Below are 21505 nucleotides of genomic sequence, written 5' to 3' on the forward strand. Positions count from 1 at the left end.
CGCCGGTTCTTGGCGCCGTCCCCGGCGCTAGGCGTTCTTCCAGACCACCGCGGTGGCGCCGTCGATGTGCATCACGGTCACCAGCTCACCGGGCTCATAGACGTCGCCGTCGTTGAACGGCCGCGCCGTCCATACCTGCCCGTCGAGCTTCACCTGGCCTTCGTCCCGGTCGACCCGGCCGACGACCAGCGCGCTTTTTCCCTCCAGTGCCTGCACGCCGGTCCGCACCCCGCTCGCCGGGGTCAGCCGGCGCCGCAGCGCCGGGCGCACCAGCACCAGCAGCAGCAGCGACACCACCAAAAACACCACCCCGTCGGCCCAGACCGGGGTGCCCAGCAGCCAACTGCCGGCGGCCGCGGCCAGCGCTCCGCCGCCGAGCATCAGCAAAGACATGTCCCCGGTCAGCGCCTCGGCGCCGGCCAGCCCCACCGCGAAGATCAGCCAGATCACGTCCGCGGGCATGCGGCCAGGATATCGCGTGATCAGCCCGGATCAGGGTGAACAACTAGACTGCGGGATCATGTGGTGCCCCAGTGTCTCGCTGTCGGTGTGGGCCAACGCCTGGCTCGCCGGCAAGGCCGCGCCCGACGATGTGCTCGACGCTTTATCACGTTGGGCGCCAACACACTCGGTCATCGCTTACGATGCGGTCGCGGCGGGGCACACCGGGCTGCCGTGGCCCGATGTCGACGACGCGGGCGCGGTGTCGCTGCTGCAGACGCTGCGGACGGCCGCCGGGCGGTCGGCGACGGCGGCGCCCTCGATCGGCGTGGTGCTGCCGGTGCCCGGCGATGTGCGCGGACTGCCCGCGGGCACCCAGTTCGAGCGCGACGCGCTGAGCGCCGGTGAGGCGGTGATCGTGAGCGACCCCGTCGATCCCACGGTGGCCGTCGGGCTGGTTCCGGAGTTCGACGACGCCGACGCGGACCAGCGCACCGGCATTCCCGAATTGCGCGCGCTGTCCTGGACGGTGTATTCGCTGCCCGGCGCCCCGGCGCCCGACCAGCAGGGGTTGGGCGAGGCCGAATACGCCCTGCGCTCGGCGGTGCGCTCGGCCGCGGACGCGCTGGGCGCCCTCGGCTTCAGAGACTCCGAGGAGCGCGCCGATCCGCGGGTCCTGATCACGCAACTGCTGGAATCCTCGCGCCGGCACCGGGTTCCCGACCACGCGCCGTCGCGGGCGTTGCGCGTGCTGGAGAACGCGGCGCACGTCGAGGCGATCATCGCGATCAGCGCCGGGCTGACCCGCGCGCCCGGGGTTGCCGGCACCGCCGGCTGCCTGCCGATCCGCACGCTGTCGTCCTCGGAGGCGCAGCTCGCCGGCGAGGCGCTGCGGCCGTTGATCGCCGTGGTCCGCGCGGCACGGATGGCCGCAGTCGGCGCGATTCTGCGGTCCGCCTGGCAGGGCTGACGGGCCGATCAGCCCTGCTGCGCCACACAGTGCGGCGGCCGGCACGACGCGCCGTTGACGCTGGCCGCGCACCCGGGCACCGGATCGCGGCCCGCCACCCGGGCCGGCGGGCGGCCGTAGCGCAGTTCGTCGATCAGGTCGACGGCCAGCCGGGCCAGCCGCGGGTCGGCGTTCGGCGTGCCGGCCCGGGCGAACGCCATGCCGGCCGCTTCGGCGAGCGAACGCAGCTCGTGGTCGAGATCCCACACCACCTCGATGTGGTCGGCGACGAAACCGATCGGGCAGACGATGACGGCCTTGGTGCCGGCCAGTGCCCGCAGGTGCTCGGCGACATCCGGCCCCAGCCACGGGATCTCCGCCGGCCCCGACCGCGACTGCCACACCAAGTCGTAGTCGACGTATCCGGCTGCTTCAGCGACAAGACTTGTGGCATAAGCAACTTGGCGACTGTAAAGCCGGGGGCCGAAGCACTGGTCGGCGGCCACCGGAACCGAATGCGCGGTGAACACCAGCCGCGCGTCGCCGCGCAGCTCCTCGGGCAGGGTCCCGGCCGCCGCGGCGACGGCGTCGGCGAACATCTCGACGAACAGCGGATGGTCGAAGTAGGGGCGCAGCTTCACCAGCTCGGGTGCCCCCAGGCCGGCCACCCGGCGGGCCCGCGCGATGTCCTCGACGTACCGGGTGCAGCTGGAATACCCGCTGTACGCCGACGTCGTGAACACCGCTGCCCGGCGAACCTCGTTGTCGCGCATGGTTGCGACGACGTCTTCAACATAGGGTGCCCAGTTGCGGTTACCGAAGTACACCGGCATGTCCGAGCCGCGCCCGGCCAGCTCGGCCCGGATCTCGGCGACCAGCGCGCGGTTGATCGCGTTGAGGGGTGACACCCCGCCGAAATGCAGGTAGTGCCGGGCGACTTCATCGAGGCGCTCCGGCGGCACCCCGCGCCCGCGGGTGACGTTCTCCAGGAAAGGCCGGACCTGGCGCGGACCCTCCGGACCGCCGAACGACAGCAGCAGGACCGCGTCGAAACACATGGCGCTCACAGCAGTTGAGTGTGCGCACCGCCGTCGGCGTAGATGATGTCCCCGGTGGTGGCCGGCAACCAGTCCGAGAGCACCGCACAGACCGTCTTGGCGACCGGGGTCGCGTCCTTCATGTCCCAGCCGATGGGCGCCCGCTGGTCCCAGCCCTGTTCGAGCAGGTGCATCTGCTCGCTGGCCTCGGCGCCGAGGGCTCCCCCGACGATCGCGGCCATCGCCAGCGTCCGGATCGGCCCGGCCGCAACAAGGTTCGATCGCACCTTGTAGCGCCCGGCTTCGCGGGCGACGAACCGGTTCACCGACTCCAGCGCGCTCTTGGCGACCGTCATCCAGTTGTAAGCCGGCATCGCCCGGCTCGGGTCGAAATCCATGCCCACGATGGCGCTGCCCGGACTCATGATCGGCAGCAGCGCCTTGGCCAGCGACGCGTACGAATAGGCCGAGATGTGAATGCCTTTCGCAACGTCCTCGAACGGCGCGTCCAGAAACGGCGAGAGCCCCATCCCGCTGGCCGGCATGTAGCCGATCGAGTGCACCACCCCGTCGAGCTGGTTGCCCTCGCCGATGACGGCGATCACCCGTTCGGCCAGCGTGGCCAGATGCTCTTCGTTTTGCACGTCGAGTTCCAGCAGCGGCGGCTTTTGCGGGAGCCGGCCGAGAATGCGGTCGATCAGCCGCAACCGGTCGTAGCCGGTGCACACCAGCTGCGCGCCCTGCTCCTGGGCCACCCGGGCGATGTGAAACGCGATCGACGCGTCGGTGATGATCCCGGTGACCAGAATTCGCTTGCCTTCCAGCAGTCCTGCCATATCCGTCCTCGGTTGTGCGAAAGCCCTTGGGTGCTCCGGGGGCCTAATGGCCCATCCCGGCGCCGCCGTCGACGGGGATCACCGCGCCGGAGATGTAGCCGGCGTCTTCAGAAGCCAGGAAACTGACGACACCGGCGACCTCCTCGGGCGTGCCGATGCGGCCCAACGGGATCGCCTGCCGGGCCATTTCCTGGTATTTGGGGTCCATGGCCCGGGTCATTTCGGTGTCGATGAAGCCGGGGGCCACCACGTTGGCGGTGATCGACCGCGATCCCAGCTCGCGGGTCAGCGAGCGGGCCATCCCGATCAATCCGGCCTTGGACGCCGCGTAGTTGGCCTGCCCGGGCAGGCCGGTGAGCCCGACCACCGATCCCATGAAGATCAGCCGGCCGAAGCGTTTTTTGACCATGTTGCGCGACGCCCGCTTGACGACCCGAAACACCCCGGTCAGGTTTGCGTCGATGACCTTTTGGAACTGCTCCTCGGTCATCCGCATGATCAGCATGTCGGAGGTGATGCCGGCGTTGGCCACCAGCACCTCCACCGGGCCCTGATGCTCCTCGACGGCGCCGAACGCGGCGTCGACGGCCTGGTAGCTGGTGACGTCGCACTCCACACCGAAGAGCCCGTCGGGGGGGCCGGAGGCCCGGTGGGTCACCGCCACCCGGTGCCCGTCGGCGGCCAGCCGGCGCGCCACCGCCAGCCCGATGCCCCGGTTGCCGCCGGTGACCAGTACCGAGCGGGACACGAACGCGGGCCGGCTCGCGCTCGGGACACCCGCGGTGGCTTGTTCGGTGACTTGTTCGGTGGCGGTGTCGGTGGCTTGTTCGGTGGCGGTGTCGGTCACCCCGCCAACTTATCGCCTGGGCGGGGCCGGGCCGAAATCGCGTGCCGGGCGACGGCGCCACCGCGCGCCGGTGTGCCGTTACCCGGGCAGCCGCCGGTTGATCAGCAGCGCCGCCAGCCCGGCCAGCGCCAGCACCAGCGAACCCAGCCGCAGCCAGCCGACACTGGCGTCGCCCTTGATGGTCTCGTAGCCGATCTGCTGCTGCAGGTTCGCATAGACCTGCTTGAGCTCCTGCAGGTTGGAGGCGTTGTAGGCCTGTCCACCGGAGAGCTCGGCGACCTTTTTCATGGTGGTGTCGTCCACCGGCACCGGCTGGCGCTGGCCGTTGATCTCCACGAAGCCGTAGGGGGTGCCAAACGAGATGGTTGAGATCGGCACGCCCTGGTCCTTGGCGGTGCGGGCGGCGGTGAAGGCCCCCTTGGGGTTGTCGGGGTTGGTCGGCACGGTTTCCTTGCCGTCGGAGAACAACACGATGCGCGCCGGCGGCGGGGTGTCGCCGCCGCCGATCACCGCGCCCACCGTGGCGATGGCCTGCAGCGCGGTGAAGATGGCCTCGCCGGTGGCGGTGCGGTCGGCGAACTGCAGCTTGTCGAGGGCGGCTTTGACCGCCTCCCGGTTGGTCGTCGGTTGCACCAGAACCGTCGCGGTGCCGGCATAGGCGACCAGCCCGAGGTTGATGCCGGGGGTCAGCTCCCCGGCGAAGTCTTTGGCCGCGATCTCCGCGGCGACCATCCGGTTGGGTTCCACATCGGTGGCCCGCATCGACTGGGACACGTCGATCACCAGCATGACCACCGCGCGGTTGCGGGGAATGCGGATGTCGTGGGTCGGCCCCGCCATCGCGATCGTCAACAGCAGCAACGAGCACACCAGCAGCACCGCCGGCAGGTGACGCCACCGGCCGGGCAGATTGGGCGCAACGCGTTCCAGCAGCTCCATGTTGGCGAACCGCAGCATGCGCCGGTGCCGCGCCACCTGCATGATGATGTACAGCGCCACCAGCGCGAGCACGACCAGCAGAAACAGGAAAAACCACGGGTGCTCGAAACCGGACAGGGTCATCGGCCCGAGCAGCGGCAGCGTCATGCCGGTCCCGTCGCGGTGGTCATGCCCGCCGGGGTCGCCGACGGTCCGGCGGCGCCCCGGGGCCGGGGGGTCGGCCGCGAGATCATTGCCGGCCCGCCAGGGCCCCGCGGCGGCGGGACGTGACGAAGCGGACGATGTCGGCGATCCAATCGCGGTCGGTGCGCAGCGACAGCAGCGGTGCCCCGCAGCCGCGGAAGGTGTTTCTGACGTCGGCGCGGTGCGCGGCCGCCGCCCTGGCGAAATCCTCGCGCAGCTGGGGGTCGATGGTGAACTCCCGAACCACCCCGGATTCGGCGTCCTGCAAGACGACTTCGCCGACGTCGGGCAGCTCGACATCACGGGGATCGAGCACCTCGATACCCAGGACTTCGTGACGGCCGGCGATCGCGCGCAGCGGCCGCGTCCAGTTGATCGGGCCGAGGAAATCGCTGATGATCACCGCCATCCCGCGGCGGCGTTGCGGACGGCGCAGCGCGTCGATGGCCACCGCCAGATCCCCACGCACCCCGACCGGCGCCCGGGGGGTGGTCGCGATCGTGCGCAGCAGCGTCTGCTCGTGCATCCGCCCGGAGCGCGCCGGAACCCGGGTCATCGTGGCGCCGGTGGCGATCAGGGCGCCCAGCCGGTTGCCGCCGCCGCTGCTGAGGTAGGTGATCGCGGCCGCCGCCGCCACCGCCAGGTCGCGTTTCTCGCAGACCGTGGTGCCGAAGTCCAGGCTGGCCGACATGTCGACCACCAGCCAGGTTTCCAGTTCGCGGTCGGCGATCATCTGCCGGACATGGGGGTGGGTGGTGCGCGCGGTGACCGCCCAATCCATCCGGCGAACGTCATCGCCGGGCTGATACAGCCGCGACTCCCCCGGCTCGGTGCCCGGACCCGGGATCAGGCCCTGATAGTCACCGTGCAGCATGCCGTCGAGTTTGCGTTTGATCGTCAGCTCGAGGGTGCGCAGTGCGGCCGCGAGCTTCGGGTCGTCGATCCCGCCGCGAAGCATTGACGGCGGATGCACCACCGCCGGCGTTTTCGACTCCGTCACCGCACGCTAGCCGCCCCCGCGGCCTGCATCACCGGAGACACCGCGTGGCCTTGCTGCGGGACGGCGTTCACCTGCGGCAGCGCGACCGTCTGCAGCACCCGGTTGATGACGATCTCCGGCGAGATTTCATCTGCGAGCGCGTCATAGGTGAGCACCAGCCGGTGGCGCAGCACGTCGGGGATGACGTCGATGACGTCTTGCGGGATCACATAGTCGCGGCCCCGCACCAGCGCCAGCGACCGCGAGGCCGCGATGATGCCCAGCGAGGCACGCGGGGACGCACCGAAGGCCACCCAGCTCTTGACATCGTTCATGCCGAGCTGCTCGGGCTGACGGGTGGCGAACACGACGCGCACCACGTAGTCGACCAGCGCATGGTGGACGAAGGTGTTGGCCGCCAGCTCCTGCAGCCGCAGCAAGTCGCCGGTGGTGAGGATCTGCTTGGGTTGCGGGGGGGTGACGCCCATCCGGTAGATGATCTCACGCTCTTCCTCGGCCGACGGGTAGCCGACGTTGATCTTGAACAGGAAACGGTCCCGCTGGGCTTCCGGCAGCGGGTAGACGCCCTCGTGCTCGATCGGGTTCTGGGTCGCCATCACCAGGAACGGATTGGGCATCGGGAAGGTCTTGCCGCCGATGGACACGTGGCGTTCCTGCATCACCTCCAGCAGCGCCGACTGCACCTTGGCGGGAGCCCGGTTGATCTCGTCGGCCAGCAGGAAGTTGACCACCACCGGGCCGAGCTCGGTGTCGAACTCCTCCTTGCCCTGCCGGTAGATGCGGGTGCCGATGATATCGGTGGGCACCAGGTCCGGGGTGAACTGGATCCGGGCGAACGTTCCGCCGACGACCCGGGCGAAGGTCTCCACCGCCAGCGTCTTGGCCACCCCGGGAACACCCTCGAGCAGCACGTGGCCTTTGGACAACAAGCCCACCAGCATCCGCTCGACGAGCTGGTCTTGACCGACGATGATTCGCTTGACCTCGAAGACGGCCCGCTCCAGGGTGTGCACTTCGGCGGCCAGCCCGTTGCCGCCGCCGGGCGCCGCGTGCGCCGGGGGGGCCGACGGCCCGCCCTGGCCGGAATACCCGCTGGCGCCCGGGGCCAGCCCACCTGCTGATGTCATCGGCTACTACCTTCCACGGCTCGACCTTCACAGCACTGCCGAACACGCCTGCTGACCCGATCGGAATCGCGGCCGGCGGCGTGCTCTTGTTCAACTATTCCAGGCGTCGGTGATTCCGTCGACGCGATGTCCGCGCGCGCCGGCGGCGACCCGGCCCCCCGGGCGCCCGGCCCCGCCCGTCGGCCCTGTCGCGCCGTCGGGCCGGATACCGGCTCAAGACTCGATGATCCGGGTGACATACGGGGTCATCCCGGCGGTTCGCACCGGGCTGATGATCACTTTGCCGGCGATGCTGGAGGCCTCTAACATCTGGCCGTTGCCCAAATACAGCGTGACGTGCTGGCTGCCGCCCGGCCCGTAGAAGATCAGGTCGCCGCGCTTGGCCTGCGACGGCGGCACGTGCCGGCCCGCGTTGTACTGGTCACCGGAAAACCTGGGGATCAGCACGCCGACCCCGGCGAACGCGTAGCGGGTCAATCCCGAGCAATCGAAGCCGACGGTGTCGGCGCCGGAATCCACGCCCTTGCTCGGCCCCTGCAGGGTGCCGCCGCCCCACGAATACGGCACCCCCAGCTGCGAGGTCCCGCGTTTGATCACGTACTCGACAGCCTGGCGGCCGTACACCCGCGGGATTCTAGCGGGGCTGGTGCTGGTGGCGGCCGTGGTGCCGGCGATATTCAGGCCCAGGCCGCTCAGGAACTTTCGCCCCAGATCGAGCGTGGTCTGCGTCGCCTGGGCGGTGGCCGCCATCGAGGCATTGGCGATGGCCACCGGATCCCCCGGAGCGCCCGCGCTGGGCACCGCCGGCAACGTGGGGTCCCAGGCGCCGGCGTCCGCGGCGGCGGGACCGGGCGACCCGATCAGCACACCGACCGTCACCACCGATGTCAACACCCGGTTGACCAGTCGAAAACCCTTGTGGTCCATAGATATCCCGACGTCAGAATTCGATGTAGCGAACTACGTAGGGGGTCATGCCGCTGGTGCGCACCGGCGCAACCCGCACCGGCACCCCGGTGTCGAAGGCCTCGAGCATCTGGTTGTTGCCCAGGTAGAGCGTCACGTGCTGGCTGCCGCCGGGGCCGTAGAAGATGACGTCGCCGCGACGCATCTGCGCCGACGGAATCTTGCGGCCGAGCTTGTATTGATCACCCGAGTAGTGCGGCAGTTTGATGCCCACCCCGGCGAACGAGTACAGGATCAGACCCGAGCAGTCGAAGCCGACCGTGTCGGCGCCGGAGCCGATGCCCCGGCTGGGGCCGGCCGCATTGCCACCCCCCCAGGAATACGGCACGCCGATCTGCGACATCCCGCGGCGAATCACGTATTCGGAGGCCTGCCGGCCGTACACCCGGGGGATGCGTCCGTTGGTGAACCCGGGGTCGGGGGTGTTGGGTTTGATCAGGCCCACCGACTGCAGAAACTTGCGCCCCATGTCGGCGGTGACCTGCGACGAGGTCGCCGAGATGCCCAAAACGGTGTTGATGATCGCGACCGGGTCGCCGGGGACGTTGGCGCTGGGCACCGCCGGCAGCGTGGGATCCCAGCCGGTATCCCACTGGCCGGGGTGGTGATCCGGCGGCGTTCCCGGGCCCGGGGATGCGGGATCCCACCGGTCGGACTCGACCCGACCGCCCCCGCCGCGGGCCGGCGCCGCCCAGTTGCGGGCCGCGTCGAGCCTGGCCCGGGCCTCTCGGCGTTCGGCGGCCAGGCGGTCGATCTCCTTTTGCTGCTCCCCGAACTTGCGCTGGGTGGCGGTCAGGACGGCGACCGCCGCGTCCTGGCTGGCCTGGGCCTCCGCGACGGCCTTGTCGGCTTTCTGCTTGGCCAGCCGCGCCATCGACTCCTTGTTGACCCGCTCGGTGCGGGCCCGCTGCAGCTGCGCCAGCACGCGGCGGGAACTGGCCGCCAGGGTCTGCCCGGCGGTCGCGGTGGCGATGACGTCGTCGGGGGTGGCCGCGATCAGGTAGCGATCGGACGGACCGTTGACGTAGGTGGCCGCCGCGAAGGTGTCGAACCGGCGCTGGGCCGCGGCGATCGCGGTGTTGGCGTCGTCGACGGCCTGCCGGCTGACCTCGACGTCGCGCTGTGCGGCGGCGGCGTTGTCCCGCGCGGTTTGCACGTCGACCAAGGCCTTGTTGACCTGCTCCTGCTCGGCTTGGATGGCGGCGCCGAGGCTCTGCAGGCGCTGGTCGGCCTCGGCGACCGCAGCGATCAGGGCGGCCAGCGTGTCGGGGCCGGTGTCGGGGTCGGCCTTAGCCAGCCCCGGTGCCCGTCCCGGCAGCCCCGCCAGCACGGCCACGCCCACGGCAAAACTCAGGACAAAACTGAGGGAAGATGACATCGCGGTCCGCGCGAGCCCGCCGGCCGACTGCACAGCAGGGCCGCGGCAAGTGCGTCTCATTGGACTCGGATCTCCTCTGGCTCAACCCGAACGGACGGCGCCGGCCCCAGTAGTCACTGGAAGCACGAATTGAACACAAGCATCACTAGAGACCGTACGTCACGAATGACACAAAAGAAACTTCCGTCACAGACCCAGGCCGGTTAGTGCACGGGCTGTGACCAAACGGTGATCCGGCGTCGTGGGACGCCCACCGATCAGGCGTCGGAAGGACGGTCCGCCGCCGGTGTGGCCGAGCCGTCGGCGGCCAGTGCCGCGCGCCCGCCGCGCACCTGCAGGATCCTGGTGCCCACCGCGGCCGCGAACACCACGAGCAGCAGCACGATGGTCAACGCCGTCCAGGGAAACTCCGGTGTGTTGAGCTCGTTCAGGAAATTCTGCGCGGAGACGACCGGGTTGCCGGTTTTGGAGATGTCTTCCCCGGCCTCCAGCGTCACCCGCGGGAACTGGGTGCTGTAGGTGCCGACATAGGACGGGCTGAGCACCAAGACGGTGGTGTCTTTGTAATCGGCGCCCACCACGGTGGCGATATCGCGCAGCGGCGTATCGATCGGGGGATTGTGGTCGAGCACCACGATTTTGAGGTTGATGCCGTCCTTGCGGGCCTCGGCGACCACGTGCAGCAGTCCCGGCAGGTCGGCCGGCGGCGCGCTCACGCCGTCCGCCGCCACCTGGGCTTTAATCGCAGGCATGTCCACATCCGGCGGGATGTAGGCCGGCAGGAATGGGATGATCTGCGGTCCCGACGGCGGGACGAATGCGCCTTGCCCGGTCATCGCGCCCTTCTTGGGAGAACTCGGCTGTCTGCTAGCACGGTACGCGACCGCGCGCCCCACGGCGCAACCCCGCGCGCAGTGGGCACGGCCGGGCACCCGCACCGGCCGTGAGCGCCCGCAAAGCAGGACAACCGTACTGTTAAGGTGGTGCGGCAACGATCGACCATCGGGCCCGTCGGCGGCAGCGCTAATCCGGGAGTTTGAGATGAGCACCAAAGAGTCGGTGAATTCGTTCGGCGCCCGCGCCACCTTCACCATCGATGACACCAGCTACCAGATCTACCGGCTGGACGCCGTTGCCGGCCTTGCCAGACTGCCCTACAGCCTGAAGGTCCTCGCCGAGAACCTGCTGCGCAACGAGGACGGCAGCAACATCACGGGCGCCCACATCGAGGCCATCGCGAACTGGGATCCCAAAGCAAAACCCAGTGTGGAAATCCAGTACACCCCGGCGCGGGTGGTGATGCAGGACTTCACCGGTGTGCCGTGCATCGTCGACTTGGCCACCATGCGTGAGGCCATCGCCGATCTGGGCGGCGATCCGGCGAAGGTCAACCCGCTGGCCCCGGCCGACCTGGTGATCGACCACTCGGTGATCGCCGACTTCTACGGCCGCGCCGACGCGTTCGAGCGCAATGTCGCGCTGGAGTATCAGCGCAACGCCGAGCGCTACCAGTTCTTGCGGTGGGGGCAGGGAGCTTTCCGCGACTTCAAGGTGGTGCCGCCGGGCACCGGGATTGTGCACCAGGTCAACATCGAATACCTGGCCCAGGTGGTGATGGCCCGCCACGGAGCGGCCTACCCGGACACCTGCGTGGGCACCGACTCGCACACCACGATGGTCAACGGGCTCGGCGTTTTGGGCTGGGGCGTCGGGGGCATCGAGGCCGAGGCCGCGATGCTGGGCCAGCCGGTGTCGATGCTGATCCCGCAGGTGGTCGGCTTGAAGCTGACCGGCGAGATCCGGCCGGGTGTAACGGCCACCGACGTCGTGCTCACCGTCACCGAGATGCTGCGAAAGCACGGCGTAGTGGGTAAGTTCGTCGAATTCTACGGTGAGGCGGTGGGCCGCGTCCCGCTGGCGAACCGGGCCACCCTGGGTAACATGAGCCCTGAATTCGGCTCCACGGCAGCGATTTTCCCGATTGACCAGGAGACCATCAACTACCTGCGGCTGACCGGACGAAGCGAGCAGCAGCTGGCGCTGGTGGAGGCCTACGCCAAAGAACAGGGCATGTGGCACGACCCCACGCATGAACCGGAGTTTTCCGAGTATCTCGAATTGAACCTGTCGGACGTGGTGCCCTCGATCGCCGGACCGAAACGCCCACAGGACCGCATCGCGCTGTCTGAGGCGAAGACCGCCTTTCGCAAGCAGATTCGCGACTACGTCGGCGAGCAGCGCCAGCAGGCACCGCATTCCAAGCTCGACGAAGTGGTCGAGGAAACCTTCCCGGCCAGCGACCCGGGACAGTTGACCTTCGCCGACGACAACGGCAGCCCGATGTCGACGGCCGCGGTGGACGCGCCGGCCCGCCCGAGCAACCCGGTGCCGGTGCGCTCCGCCGGGCTCGGCGACTTCGTGATCGACCATGGCACGGTGGTGATCGCCGCGGTCACCTCGTGCACCAACACCTCCAACCCGGAGGTGATGATGGGGGCCGCGCTGCTGGCCCGCAACGCCGTCGAAAAGGGTCTGGCCTCTAAGCCCTGGGTGAAAACCTCGATGGCACCGGGATCACAGGTGGTGCGTGACTATTACGAGAAGGCCGGCCTATGGCCCTATCTGGAGAAGCTCGGTTTCTACCTGGTCGGCTACGGCTGCACCACCTGCATCGGCAACTCTGGCCCGCTGCCCGAGGAAATCTCGAAGGCGGTCAACGATAATGACCTTGCGGTGGCCGCGGTGCTGTCGGGCAACCGCAACTTCGAAGGCCGCATCAACCCCGACGTGAAAATGAACTACCTGGCCTCACCACCACTGGTGATCGCCTACGCGCTGGCCGGCACGATCGACTTCGACTTCGACGCCGAGCCGCTGGGTCGCGACAACAACGGCAACGACGTGTATCTGCGCGACATCTGGCCATCGCAGAAGGACGTCTCCGATGCCATCGCGTCGGCGATCAACCGGCAGATGTACACCACGAACTACGCCGACGTGTTCACCGGCGACGAGCGCTGGCGCAGCCTGCCGACACCCGCCGGCACCACCTTCGAGTGGGACCCGGGCTCGACCTACGTGCGCAAACCACCGTATTTCGACGGGATGACCGCCGATCCCCAACCGGTCACCGACATCATCGGCGCCCGGGTACTGGTGCTGCTGGGCGATTCGGTGACCACCGACCACATTTCTCCGGCGGGCGCCATCAAACCGGGCACCCCGGCGGCACAATACCTCGATGCTCACGGGGTGGCGCGCAAGGATTACAACTCCTACGGGTCGCGCCGGGGCAACCACGAGGTGATGATCCGCGGCACCTTCGCCAATATCCGGCTGCACAACCTGCTGCTCGATCCCATCGCCGCGGGGGTCACCGGCGGCTACACCCGCGACTTCACCCAGCCGGGCGGTCCGCAGGCGTTCATCTATGATGCAGCGCAAAACTATGCCGCCCAAGGCATTCCGCTGGTTGTTCTGGGAGGCAAAGAGTATGGGTCGGGTTCATCGCGGGACTGGGCGGCCAAGGGCACCCGGTTGCTGGGGGTGCGCGCGGTGATCGCCGAGTCATTCGAGCGCATCCACCGCTCCAACCTGATCGGCATGGGTGTCATCCCCCTGCAATTCCCCGAAGGGCAGTCGGCGCGCTCGTTGGGCCTGGACGGCACCGAGGTTTTCGACATCACCGGCATCGATCTGCTGAACACCGGCAAAACCCCGAGGACGGTCCGCGTCACCGCCAGCAAGAACGCCGGCAAGCCGGTCGAATTCGACGCGGTGGTGCGCATCGACACCCCCGGCGAGGCCGACTACTACCGCAACGGCGGGATCTTGCAGTACGTGCTGCGTCACATGCTCAGGGCCGGCTAGCGCGGTTCCGGCTGTGCCCAGGGTCAGTGGTGACCGCCTGGCGGCCCGCCGCCGCCAAATCCTCGACGGTGCACGCCGCTGCTTCGCCGAATACGGCTATGACCGGGCCACCGTCCGCCGGCTCGAGAAAGCCATCGGGTTGTCGCGCGGGGCGATCTTTCACCACTTTCGCGACAAGGACACGTTGTTCTTCGAATTGGCGCGCGAAGACGCCGAGCGGATGGCCGAGGTCACCTCGCGTGAGGGGCTCATCCAGGTGATGCGCGACCTGCTCGCCGCGCCCGACGAGTTCGACTGGCTGGCCACCCGTCTGGAAATCGCACGCCGGCTGCGAAACGACCCGGTGTTCAACCGCGGATGGACCCAGCGCGGTGCCGAGCTGGCGGCGGCGACGGCAGACCGGTTGCGCCGCCAGACCCGGGCCGGCCGGCTACGCGACGACGTCCCCGGCGAGGTGCTGCAGTGCTACCTGGATCTCGTCCTTGACGGGCTGGTGGCCCGGCTGGCGTCCGGCGAGGACCCGCAGTTGCTCGCCGCCGTCTTAGACCTGGTGGAAAACTCGGTGCGGCGAGGCTGAATCGAGACGTTAGCGGGATCGCCTGCGGTGGTTGGGTCCGCCCCGGCTGCGCATCGCCGCCCCCGATTCCCGCAGCATGCTGTGAATGGTCCCGTATGATCTGCCGGTCGAGGCCGCCAGCTTGCGGATGCTGGCCCCGCCCTCGTAGGCGTTGCGCAACTCGCCCAGCAACTGTTCGCGCGTCTTCTTCGATTTCCTCATCTGGCGCCTCCCGCGATGCCAAGACCCCTTGCGGCCAGCCTAAGGAAGCCACCGTCGGCGGCGGGCCCGTTTCACCGAAAACACTTGCGGCCCCACGACGCCGGATGGCCCGAGCGATCGGCGACCCGGGTGTTGCGGCCTCAGGCCAGCTGGATCAGGTCCCGATACTCCTCGGACCAGTAGTCTTCGGTGCCGTCGGGCAGCAGCACGACGCGCTGCGGATCGAGCGCCTCGGCCGCCCCCGGGTCGTGCGTCACCAGCACAACCGCGCCCGTGTAGCTGCGAAGCGCGTCGAGCACCCGCTCCCGAGACATGGGATCGAGATTGTTGGTCGGTTCGTCGAGCAACAACACGTTCGCGGTGGATGCCACCAAACCGGCCAGGGCGAGCCGGGTCTTCTCCCCGCCGGAGAGCGTTCCGGCCGGCTGATCGAGCTGCGCGCCGCTGAACATGAACGCCCCCAGCAGCCCCCGCAGATCCTGCTCACCGGATTGCGGTGCGGCGTGGACGATGTTCTGCCATACCGTCGCGTCGTCGTCGAGGGTGTCGTGCTCTTGGGCGAAATAGCCCAGTTTCACCCCGTGCCCGGGCTCGAGCGTGCCGGCGGTCGGCTTTTCGACACCGGCCAGCAACCGCAGCAGGGTGGTTTTGCCCGCACCGTTGAAACCGAGCACCACCACCCGGGAGCCGCGGTCGATCGCCAGGTCCACCCCGGTGAACACTTCCAGTGATCCGTAGGTCTTGGTTAACCCCTTGGCCACCAAGGGTGTGCGCCCGCACGGTGCCGGGGTGGGAAACCTGATCCGGGCCACCTTCTCGGCCTGCTGCTCCTCGTCGAGAGCGGCCATCATCCGGTTGGCTCGTCGCAACATGTTTTGGGCAGCAACGGCTTTGGTGGCCTTAGCGCCAAGCTTGGCGGCCTGGACGCGCAGCGCGGCGGCTTTGCGCTCGGCGTTGACACGCTCCCGCCGGCGACGCTGCTCGTCGGTGGCGCGGGCGTCGAGGTACTTCTGCCAGCTCATGTTGTAGACGTCGACTTGAGCGCGTGCCGCATCTAAAAACCACACCCGGTTGACCACATCGGCCAGCAGGTCGACATTGTGGCTGACCAGCACCAGCCCGCCGGTGTGGGCCCGCAGGAACTCCCGCAGCCAGCCCAGTGAATCGGTGTCGAGGTGATTGGTCGGCTCGTCGAGCAGCAGCGTGGTCGACGCGCCCGGACCGCTGCTGCCGGAGGCGGCGAACAGGATGCGCGCCAGCTCCACCCGGCGGCGCTGACCGCCCGACAGCGTGCGCAGCGGCTGAGCCAGCACCCGTTGCGGCAGCCCGAGGTTCGCGCAGATGCGCCCCGCCTCGTTCTCGGCGCGGTAACCGCCCAGCGCGGCGAACCGCTCCTCGAGCTCGCCGTAGCGGCGGACGGCGCGCTCCAGGTCATCGGCGGCGGCGACTTCGGCCATCAACGCCTGCTGCTTTTCCATCTCGGCGAGCAGGGTGTCCAATCCACGCGCCGACAGCACCCGATCGCGGGCCAGCACCTCCAGGTCACCTTCTTTGGGATCCTGTGGCAGATAACCGATGTCGCCGGTGCGAAACACGGTGCCGGCATACGGCTGGCTTTCGCCCGCGAGGATCCGCAGGGTGGTGGTCTTGCCGGCGCCGTTACGCCCGACCAGCCCGATGCGGTCCCCGGGCTGAACACGCAGCCCGGAACCGCTGACGGCGAGCAACGTGCGGGCTCCGGCGCGGACCTCCAGGTCCGTTGCCGTGATCACGGTCACCCTCCTCGTCGTCTGCGTCTGGCCGGGGCACGCGGTGCTCGGTCTCCCGGGCACCGTCGCGGCCGCGGGATCGGCGTGCCGACACCCGCCGGGCCGGCGGTTGCCGCCGTCCCAACAGACTAGCGGTCTTCCGCCCCGGCTTCCGCGAGCCCGGGGTACGGGCTCAGGGCCCGTCGCCGGTGTCGTCCGCGGCGGCGTCGACGTCGAACGCCTTGACCCGCTGCACCAGTTCCTCCAGCGCGGCCGGCGGCAACGCTCCGGCCTGGTTGAACACCAGCCGGCCCTTCTTGAACGCCATCAGCGTCGGGATGGCCCGGATCCGGGCGGCCGCCGCCAATTGCTGTTCGGCTTCGGTGTCGACCTTGGCGTGCACCACGTCGGGATGTTTCTCCGACGACGCCTGAAACGTCGGGGCGAAGGCGCGGCACGGCCCGCACCAGGACGCCCAGAAGTCGACGAGCACGATGTCGTTGCCGGTGATGGTGTCGTTGAACTGCTCAGCGGTGAGATCTACGGTGGTCACCCCTAGCCCAACGCGGCGAGCTGGGGCGCTTGTTCCCCTCGCGGTGCGCCGCCCGCCCGGCCGGCCGGTGGGACCGGCCCGCCAGGCACGGCGCGCGGGCGTCGGGCCCGTCGGCCCGCGGCCCGCCAGGAACCGTTGGTCAGCAGCCGCAGCCCGTTGAGAGCGACCAGCACGGTGGATCCCTCGTGACCGGCCACACCCAGCGCCAGCGGCAAGTGCCCCAGCAGGTCCCAGGCCACCAGGACGGTGATGACGGCGGCGGCGAGGGCCAGATTGGCGATCACGACTCGGCGGGCACGACGGGCCAGCGCGATGATCGTCGGGATGGTGTGCAGTTCGTCACGAACCGTCACCCCGTCGGCGGTCTGCAACGCAAGGTCCGAGCCGGCGGCACCCATCGCGATGGCGGCGGACGCCGCGGCCATGGCCGGAGCGTCGTTGACGCCGTCGCCGACGACGAGCACCCGGTGGCCCCCGGCCTGCAGCTCCCGGACCGCGTCGACCTTCTGCTCGGGCAGCAGCGCCGCCCGCACATCGCAGATGCCGGCGTGGCGGGCGACTTGGGCCGCGGCCCGCGGATTGTCGCCGGTGAGCAGCACCGGCGGGGCGGCGGTCAAGGCCCTCAGCGCGGCGACGGCGTCGGCGGCCCCGGGGCGGATCTGGTCGGAAAGCCCCAGCACGCCGATCGGGGCGCCGTCCGCCAGCACCACGACGGCGGTGGCGCCGTCCTCCTGGATCGTCGCCAGCTGCGGAATCGGTGCCCCCCGGTAGGTGTGCGGGCCACACAGCTCGACGACGGTGTGCCCGACGACCGCCCGGACGCCGCAGCCCGGCAGGGCGCGAAACCGCGCCGCCGGTGGAATCGCAACGCCGCGCGAGCGGGCGGCGTCCACGATTGCCCGCCCGAGCGGGTGTTCGCTGGATTGTTCCGCAGCGGCGGCCAACCGCAGCAGCCCCTCGCCGTCGACGTGATCGGGATCCAGCGATGCGATGGTGGTCAGCCGGGGAACGCCACGGGTCAGCGTCCCGGTCTTGTCCAGCGCGACGATGCTGATGCCGGCGAGGCGTTCGACGACGACGGCGGATTTGACCAGGACCCCGTGGCGTCCGGCGTTGGCGATGGCCGACAGCAGCGGCGGCATGGTAGCCAGCACCAGCGCGCAGGGGGAGGCCACGATCATGAACGTGATAGCGCGCAGCACCGCCGAGTCGAGCCGGGCGCCGCAGAGCAGCGCAACGGCGAACAGCGCGACGGTGGCCACCACCACGCCGACGGAGTAGCGCCGTTCCAGCCGCTCAATGAAAAGCTGAGTTTCGGCCTTGGTGGCCGAGGCCTGGGTCACCAGCGCGACAATGCGGGCGACAACCGTCCGCGACGGGTCGCGGGTGACCACCACCTCCAGTGCCCCGGATCCGTTCAAGGTCCCGGCGAACACCTCATCACCGGGGGTCTTTGTCACCGGCAGGGATTCGCCGGTGATCGAGGACTGGTCGACCTCGGAGGACCCGGATAGCACGATGCCGTCCGCGGCGATTCGCTCGCCCGGGCGCACCACCACCCGGTCACCGACCACCAGTTCGGCGGCGGCCACTCCCCTCTGGTGGCCGCCGCCGTCGATCACGACGGCCCGGTCCGGCGCCAGGTCCAGCAGACCCCTCACCGAGTTCGCCGTCCGTCTGGTGGCGATGTCTTCGAGGGCCCCGGAGGTGGCAAAGATGACGATCAGCAGGGCCCCGTCATCGACCTGCCCGACCGCGGCCGCCGCGATAGCGGCGAGGATCATCAATAGATCCACGTCGAGGGTCTTGTGCCGCAACGCCCGCAGCCCGCTGCGCGCGGGCTCCCAGCCCCCGGTGAGGTAGCAGCCCAGATACAGTGCCCACCACACGACGGGGGGCGCCCCGCAGAACTGGGCCCCCAGCCCCGGCACGAACAGTGCCAGCGCGCCCAGCGCCCACCACACCGAGCCCACCGGGGGCTGCGCCCCGCGCCCACCGGCGGCCCGCCGCGTGCCGTTTCGGACCGTTTCCCCGACAGCGGTCACGCTCATCCAACGCCCTCCTCGGGATCGCCCGCACTGATGGCAGTATAAATGTATACATGTAAAGGTCAACATGTTTTCTCGCTATCGGGTGTGGTGTGGTTGAATTTGAAGGTGGGTTATGACGCGGGATATGAGCGGGAGGGCCGCACCGAGCCGCTGCTGACGGATCCCGTGGCCGTCGGCAAGGTCGCCGAAACCCTGCAGGCGCTGGCCTCCCCGAGCCGGCTGCGCATCCTCACCCGGCTGCGGCAATCGCCGTGCTCGGTGACCGAGCTGGCGGCCGCGGTCGGGATGGAGCAGCCCGCGGTCTCCCATCAGCTGCGGCTGCTGCGCAACCTGGGCTTGGTGGCCGGCGATCGCAGCGGGCGCAACATCGTCTACCGGCTCTACGACAACCACGTCGCCGCGCTGCTCGACGAGGCGGTCTATCACAGCGAGCACCTGCGCCTGGGCGTCAGCGACACGTTCCCCCATCCCCTTCCCCCGGCCGCGCGGGGACATCCCGGCCACCACCGGGGGCAATCCGCGCGCCGCTGATCGCGCCGGCGCTGCCGGCCGGATTTTCCGCGCCGATCATCGCGCCGATCATCCGCTGATCATCTCGTCGTCTCTCGACGCCGAACGGTCGCCAAAAACAGTCATACCGGCGGTAATTCAGCGCACTAGCTGCTGTCGTCGGGTCAGCGCACGTTACGGTTCCGTCACCGTAGGTTACGGTTGCGTATCTTATTGCGGGTAGTGCACACTGCGGGGGAGTTTTGTGGGCGCTTTGGCGGGGTGTTTGCGGGGTGTTTGCGGGGTGATTGTGCGGGGTGATTGTGCGAGGAAACGGGGAAGGAAAACCGGTGGGGCATTACATCTCTAACGTGCGCGATCTACAGTTCAACCTCTTCGAGGTCCTCGACATCGGCAGGGTCCTGGGTTCGGGCCGCTACGGCGATCTGGATGTTCCCACGGTGCACGCCATGCTCTGCGACGCCGCCCGTTTCGCCGAGGGCCCGGTCGCCGAGTCGTTCGCCGACGCCGATCGCCGGCCACCGACCTTCGACGCGGATCGGAACGCCATCGACGTGCCGTCCGAATTGGCCAAGACGGTGCAGGCCGTCAAGGATGCCGGGTGGTGGCGCATCGGCCTGGCCGAGGAGATCGGCGGTGTTGCCGCTCCGGCGCCGCTGACCTGGGCGATCAACGAAATGCTGTACTGCGCCAATCCTTCTGCGGCATTCTTCTACAGCCTGGGCCCGGCGATGGCCAATGCCCTCTACCGGGAGGGCACCGAGCAGCAGAAGCGCTGGGCGGCAATGGGACTGGAACGCGGCTGGTCGGCCACCATGGTGCTGACCGAGGCCGATGCGGGCTCTGACGTCGGGGCGGGTCGGACCAAGGCCATCGCCCAGCCGGACGGGACCTGGCACATCGAGGGGGTTAAACGGTTTATCTCCGGCGGTGACGTGGGCGACACCGCGGAGAACATCTTCCATCTCGTGCTCGCCCGCCCGGAAGGCGCCGGCCCGGGCACCAAGGGTTTAAGCCTGTTCTATGTGCCTAAATACCTGTTCGACCCGGAAACACTCGAACTTCGGTCCCGCAACGGGGTGTTCGCCACCGCCCTGGAGCGCAAGATGGGCCTGAAGGCCTCGCCGACCTGTGAATTGACGTTTGGCACCAACGGATTACCCGCCGTCGGCTACCTGGTCGGGGACGTACACCGGGGTATCGCGCAGATGTTCACCGTGATCACCCACGCTCGGATGACCATCGGCGTCAAGGCCGCCGGCACGCTGTCCAGTGGATACCTCAACGCTCTGGCCTACGCCAAACACCGCGTTCAGGGCGCGGATCTGACGCGGATGGCCGACAAGACCGCGCCGCGAATCACGATCATCCACCATCCGGATGTGCGCCGCAGCCTGATGACGCAGAAGGCCTACGCCGAGGGCTTGCGAGCGCTCTATATGTATGCCGCTGCCCACCAGGACTGCGATGTCGCGCAACATGTTTCGGGTGCAGACCAGGACATGGCGCATCGGGTCGCCGACCTTTTGCTGCCGGTGGTCAAAGGGGCGGGCTCCGAACGGGCCTACGAGATCCTGGCCGAATCGCTGCAGACGCTGGGCGGGTCGGGCTATTTGTCCGACTACCCCATCGAGCAGTACCTTCGTGATTCCAGGATCGACTCGCTCTATGAGGGCACCACCGCCATCCAGGCGCTGGATTTTTTCTTCCGGAAAATCGTGCGCGACCGCGGCGCGGCCCTCGATCACCTGGTGTCGCAGATCAGGCGCACCATCGAGACCTGCGATCACACGTTACGGCCAACCGCTGAGCTGCTTCGCACCGCGCTGGAGGACGTGACGGCGATGACCGCCAGCCTGACCGGATACCTCCTGGGCGCCACGCAACAACCCACGGAGATCTACAAAGTCGGGCTCGCATCGGTGCGATTCCTGCTCGCCGTCGGCGACTTGCTCATCGGCTGGCGGCTGCTGGCGGCGGCGGACATCGCGCACGCCGCCTTGGCCGACGGGGCCACGAAAGACCGGCCGGCGACCGACGCGGCGTTCTACCGGGGCAAAATCGCCACCGCGGGGTTCTTCGCCAAGAACATGCTGCCGAACCTGAGCGCGTTGCGCCGCATCATCGACTCGCTCGACGACGAGATCATGTTTCTTCCCGAGGCGGTCTTCTAAGCCTCCGGTGGGCTCGTCCCCGGCGCGGTGCCCGGCCTGCGAAGCCACGCCGGACGGCATAACAGCCCGCGCGCCGCCGCGGGCGGGCACAATGAGCGGTGCCGGGCCTCGCCGGCGG

General features: G+C 69.0%; 19 protein-coding genes. 5 read left to right on the forward strand and 14 right to left on the reverse strand.

The window, feature by feature from the left end; all coding sequences use genetic code 11:
• Window positions 1-27 precede the first annotated feature (27 nt).
• Window positions 28-462 (reverse strand): NfeD family protein, encoded by a 435-nt coding sequence (locus QJR12_RS12385; protein ID WP_300582591.1) that lies wholly within the window; start codon window positions 460-462, stop codon window positions 28-30.
• Between the two features lie 58 nt (window positions 463-520).
• On the opposite strand from QJR12_RS12385, the gene QJR12_RS12390 reads away from it, so the two are divergent.
• The gene (locus QJR12_RS12390) at window positions 521-1411 is read left to right on the forward strand and encodes a hypothetical protein (RefSeq protein ID WP_300582593.1); all 891 of its coding nucleotides are present in this window, start codon (window positions 521-523) and stop codon (window positions 1409-1411) included.
• A gap of 8 nt (window positions 1412-1419) precedes the next feature.
• Here QJR12_RS12390 and QJR12_RS12395 read toward each other — a convergent pair whose 3' ends face one another.
• From QJR12_RS12395 to QJR12_RS12435, 9 genes are all read right to left on the reverse strand, one after another.
• Window positions 1420-2448, reverse strand: coding sequence for a ferrochelatase (locus QJR12_RS12395; RefSeq protein ID WP_300582704.1), 1029 nt, complete (start codon window positions 2446-2448; stop codon window positions 1420-1422).
• A 5-nt stretch (window positions 2449-2453) separates the two neighbouring features.
• The gene (inhA, locus tag QJR12_RS12400; RefSeq protein WP_300582596.1) at window positions 2454-3263 is read right to left on the reverse strand and encodes an NADH-dependent enoyl-ACP reductase InhA; all 810 of its coding nucleotides are present in this window, start codon (window positions 3261-3263) and stop codon (window positions 2454-2456) included.
• Window positions 3264-3306: 43 nt separating this feature from the next.
• Window positions 3307-4011, reverse strand: a complete 705-nt coding sequence (fabG1, locus tag QJR12_RS12405; protein ID WP_300582706.1) for a 3-oxoacyl-ACP reductase FabG1 — start codon at window positions 4009-4011, stop codon at window positions 3307-3309.
• Between the two features lie 177 nt (window positions 4012-4188).
• Window positions 4189-5196: a VWA domain-containing protein gene (locus tag QJR12_RS12410; RefSeq protein WP_300582599.1), complete on the reverse strand. Its 1008-nt coding sequence runs from the start codon at window positions 5194-5196 to the stop codon at window positions 4189-4191.
• Between the two features lie 82 nt (window positions 5197-5278).
• Complete coding sequence (locus tag QJR12_RS12415; protein ID WP_300582602.1) at window positions 5279-6232, reverse strand: DUF58 domain-containing protein; 954 nt, start codon at window positions 6230-6232, stop codon at window positions 5279-5281.
• Window positions 6229-7359, reverse strand: a complete 1131-nt coding sequence (locus QJR12_RS12420) for a MoxR family ATPase (protein ID WP_300582604.1) — start codon at window positions 7357-7359, stop codon at window positions 6229-6231. The genes QJR12_RS12415 and QJR12_RS12420 overlap by 4 nt, the downstream gene beginning before the upstream one ends.
• 213 nt (window positions 7360-7572) lie before the next feature.
• Window positions 7573-8286 (reverse strand): NlpC/P60 family peptidoglycan endopeptidase RipB, encoded by a 714-nt coding sequence (gene ripB, locus QJR12_RS12425; RefSeq protein WP_300582606.1) that lies wholly within the window; start codon window positions 8284-8286, stop codon window positions 7573-7575.
• Between the two features lie 13 nt (window positions 8287-8299).
• Window positions 8300-9763, reverse strand: a complete 1464-nt coding sequence (ripA, locus tag QJR12_RS12430) for an NlpC/P60 family peptidoglycan endopeptidase RipA (RefSeq protein ID WP_300582609.1) — start codon at window positions 9761-9763, stop codon at window positions 8300-8302.
• 197 nt (window positions 9764-9960) lie between these two features.
• Window positions 9961-10539 carry a DUF6676 family protein gene (locus QJR12_RS12435; protein ID WP_300582612.1) on the reverse strand — a complete coding sequence of 193 codons (579 nt, stop codon included), beginning with the start codon at window positions 10537-10539 and terminating at the stop codon, window positions 9961-9963.
• Window positions 10540-10744: 205 nt separating this feature from the next.
• On the opposite strand from QJR12_RS12435, the gene acnA reads away from it, so the two are divergent.
• Entirely contained in the window at window positions 10745-13573 is a 2829-nt protein-coding gene (gene acnA, locus QJR12_RS12440; protein WP_300582615.1) for an aconitate hydratase AcnA, read from the forward strand.
• A 13-nt stretch (window positions 13574-13586) separates the two neighbouring features.
• Window positions 13587-14150: a TetR/AcrR family transcriptional regulator gene (locus QJR12_RS12445; RefSeq protein ID WP_300582617.1), complete on the forward strand. Its 564-nt coding sequence runs from the start codon at window positions 13587-13589 to the stop codon at window positions 14148-14150.
• A 9-nt stretch (window positions 14151-14159) separates the two neighbouring features.
• Here QJR12_RS12445 and QJR12_RS12450 read toward each other — a convergent pair whose 3' ends face one another.
• The 4 genes from QJR12_RS12450 to QJR12_RS12465 form a co-directional block, all read right to left on the reverse strand.
• Entirely contained in the window at window positions 14160-14351 is a 192-nt protein-coding gene (locus tag QJR12_RS12450) for a helix-turn-helix domain-containing protein (RefSeq protein WP_300582620.1), read from the reverse strand.
• A 140-nt stretch (window positions 14352-14491) separates the two neighbouring features.
• Window positions 14492-16123: an ABC-F family ATP-binding cassette domain-containing protein gene (locus tag QJR12_RS12455; protein WP_300582622.1), complete on the reverse strand. Its 1632-nt coding sequence runs from the start codon at window positions 16121-16123 to the stop codon at window positions 14492-14494.
• 169 nt (window positions 16124-16292) lie between these two features.
• Window positions 16293-16652, reverse strand: a complete 360-nt coding sequence (trxA, locus tag QJR12_RS12460) for a thioredoxin (protein ID WP_300582625.1) — start codon at window positions 16650-16652, stop codon at window positions 16293-16295.
• A 2-nt stretch (window positions 16653-16654) separates the two neighbouring features.
• Window positions 16655-18703: a heavy metal translocating P-type ATPase gene (locus tag QJR12_RS12465; RefSeq protein ID WP_300582628.1), complete on the reverse strand. Its 2049-nt coding sequence runs from the start codon at window positions 18701-18703 to the stop codon at window positions 16655-16657.
• 150 nt (window positions 18704-18853) lie between these two features.
• Here QJR12_RS12465 and QJR12_RS12470 point away from each other — a divergent pair, with 150 nt between their 5' ends.
• Together QJR12_RS12470 and QJR12_RS12475 are read left to right on the forward strand one after the other, a co-directional pair.
• Window positions 18854-19234 carry a metalloregulator ArsR/SmtB family transcription factor gene (locus QJR12_RS12470; protein WP_300582708.1) on the forward strand — a complete coding sequence of 127 codons (381 nt, stop codon included), beginning with the start codon at window positions 18854-18856 and terminating at the stop codon, window positions 19232-19234.
• Window positions 19235-19542: 308 nt separating this feature from the next.
• Window positions 19543-21387 (forward strand): acyl-CoA dehydrogenase, encoded by a 1845-nt coding sequence (locus tag QJR12_RS12475; protein ID WP_300582630.1) that lies wholly within the window; start codon window positions 19543-19545, stop codon window positions 21385-21387.
• Window positions 21388-21505: the final 118 nt, after the last annotated feature.

The organism is Mycobacterium sp. (assembly GCF_029961025.1).
Taxonomy (GTDB): domain Bacteria; phylum Actinomycetota; class Actinomycetes; order Mycobacteriales; family Mycobacteriaceae; genus Mycobacterium.

Coding starts and splice junctions, on each gene's coding strand:
- QJR12_RS12385 (WP_300582591.1), bottom strand. CDS start 462: ATGCCCGCGGACGTGATCTGGCTGATCTTCGCGGTGGGGCTGGCCGGC.
- QJR12_RS12390 (WP_300582593.1), top strand. CDS start 521: ATGTGGTGCCCCAGTGTCTCGCTGTCGGTGTGGGCCAACGCCTGGCTC.
- QJR12_RS12395 (WP_300582704.1), bottom strand. CDS start 2,448: ATGTGTTTCGACGCGGTCCTGCTGCTGTCGTTCGGCGGTCCGGAGGGT.
- inhA (WP_300582596.1), bottom strand. CDS start 3,263: ATGGCAGGACTGCTGGAAGGCAAGCGAATTCTGGTCACCGGGATCATC.
- QJR12_RS12410 (WP_300582599.1), bottom strand. CDS start 5,196: ATGACGCTGCCGCTGCTCGGGCCGATGACCCTGTCCGGTTTCGAGCAC.
- QJR12_RS12420 (WP_300582604.1), bottom strand. CDS start 7,359: ATGACATCAGCAGGTGGGCTGGCCCCGGGCGCCAGCGGGTATTCCGGC.
- ripB (WP_300582606.1), bottom strand. CDS start 8,286: ATGGACCACAAGGGTTTTCGACTGGTCAACCGGGTGTTGACATCGGTG.
- ripA (WP_300582609.1), bottom strand. CDS start 9,763: ATGAGACGCACTTGCCGCGGCCCTGCTGTGCAGTCGGCCGGCGGGCTC.
- QJR12_RS12435 (WP_300582612.1), bottom strand. CDS start 10,539: ATGACCGGGCAAGGCGCATTCGTCCCGCCGTCGGGACCGCAGATCATC.
- acnA (WP_300582615.1), top strand. CDS start 10,745: ATGAGCACCAAAGAGTCGGTGAATTCGTTCGGCGCCCGCGCCACCTTC.
- QJR12_RS12450 (WP_300582620.1), bottom strand. CDS start 14,351: ATGAGGAAATCGAAGAAGACGCGCGAACAGTTGCTGGGCGAGTTGCGC.
- QJR12_RS12465 (WP_300582628.1), bottom strand. CDS start 18,703: ATGAGCGTGACCGCTGTCGGGGAAACGGTCCGAAACGGCACGCGGCGG.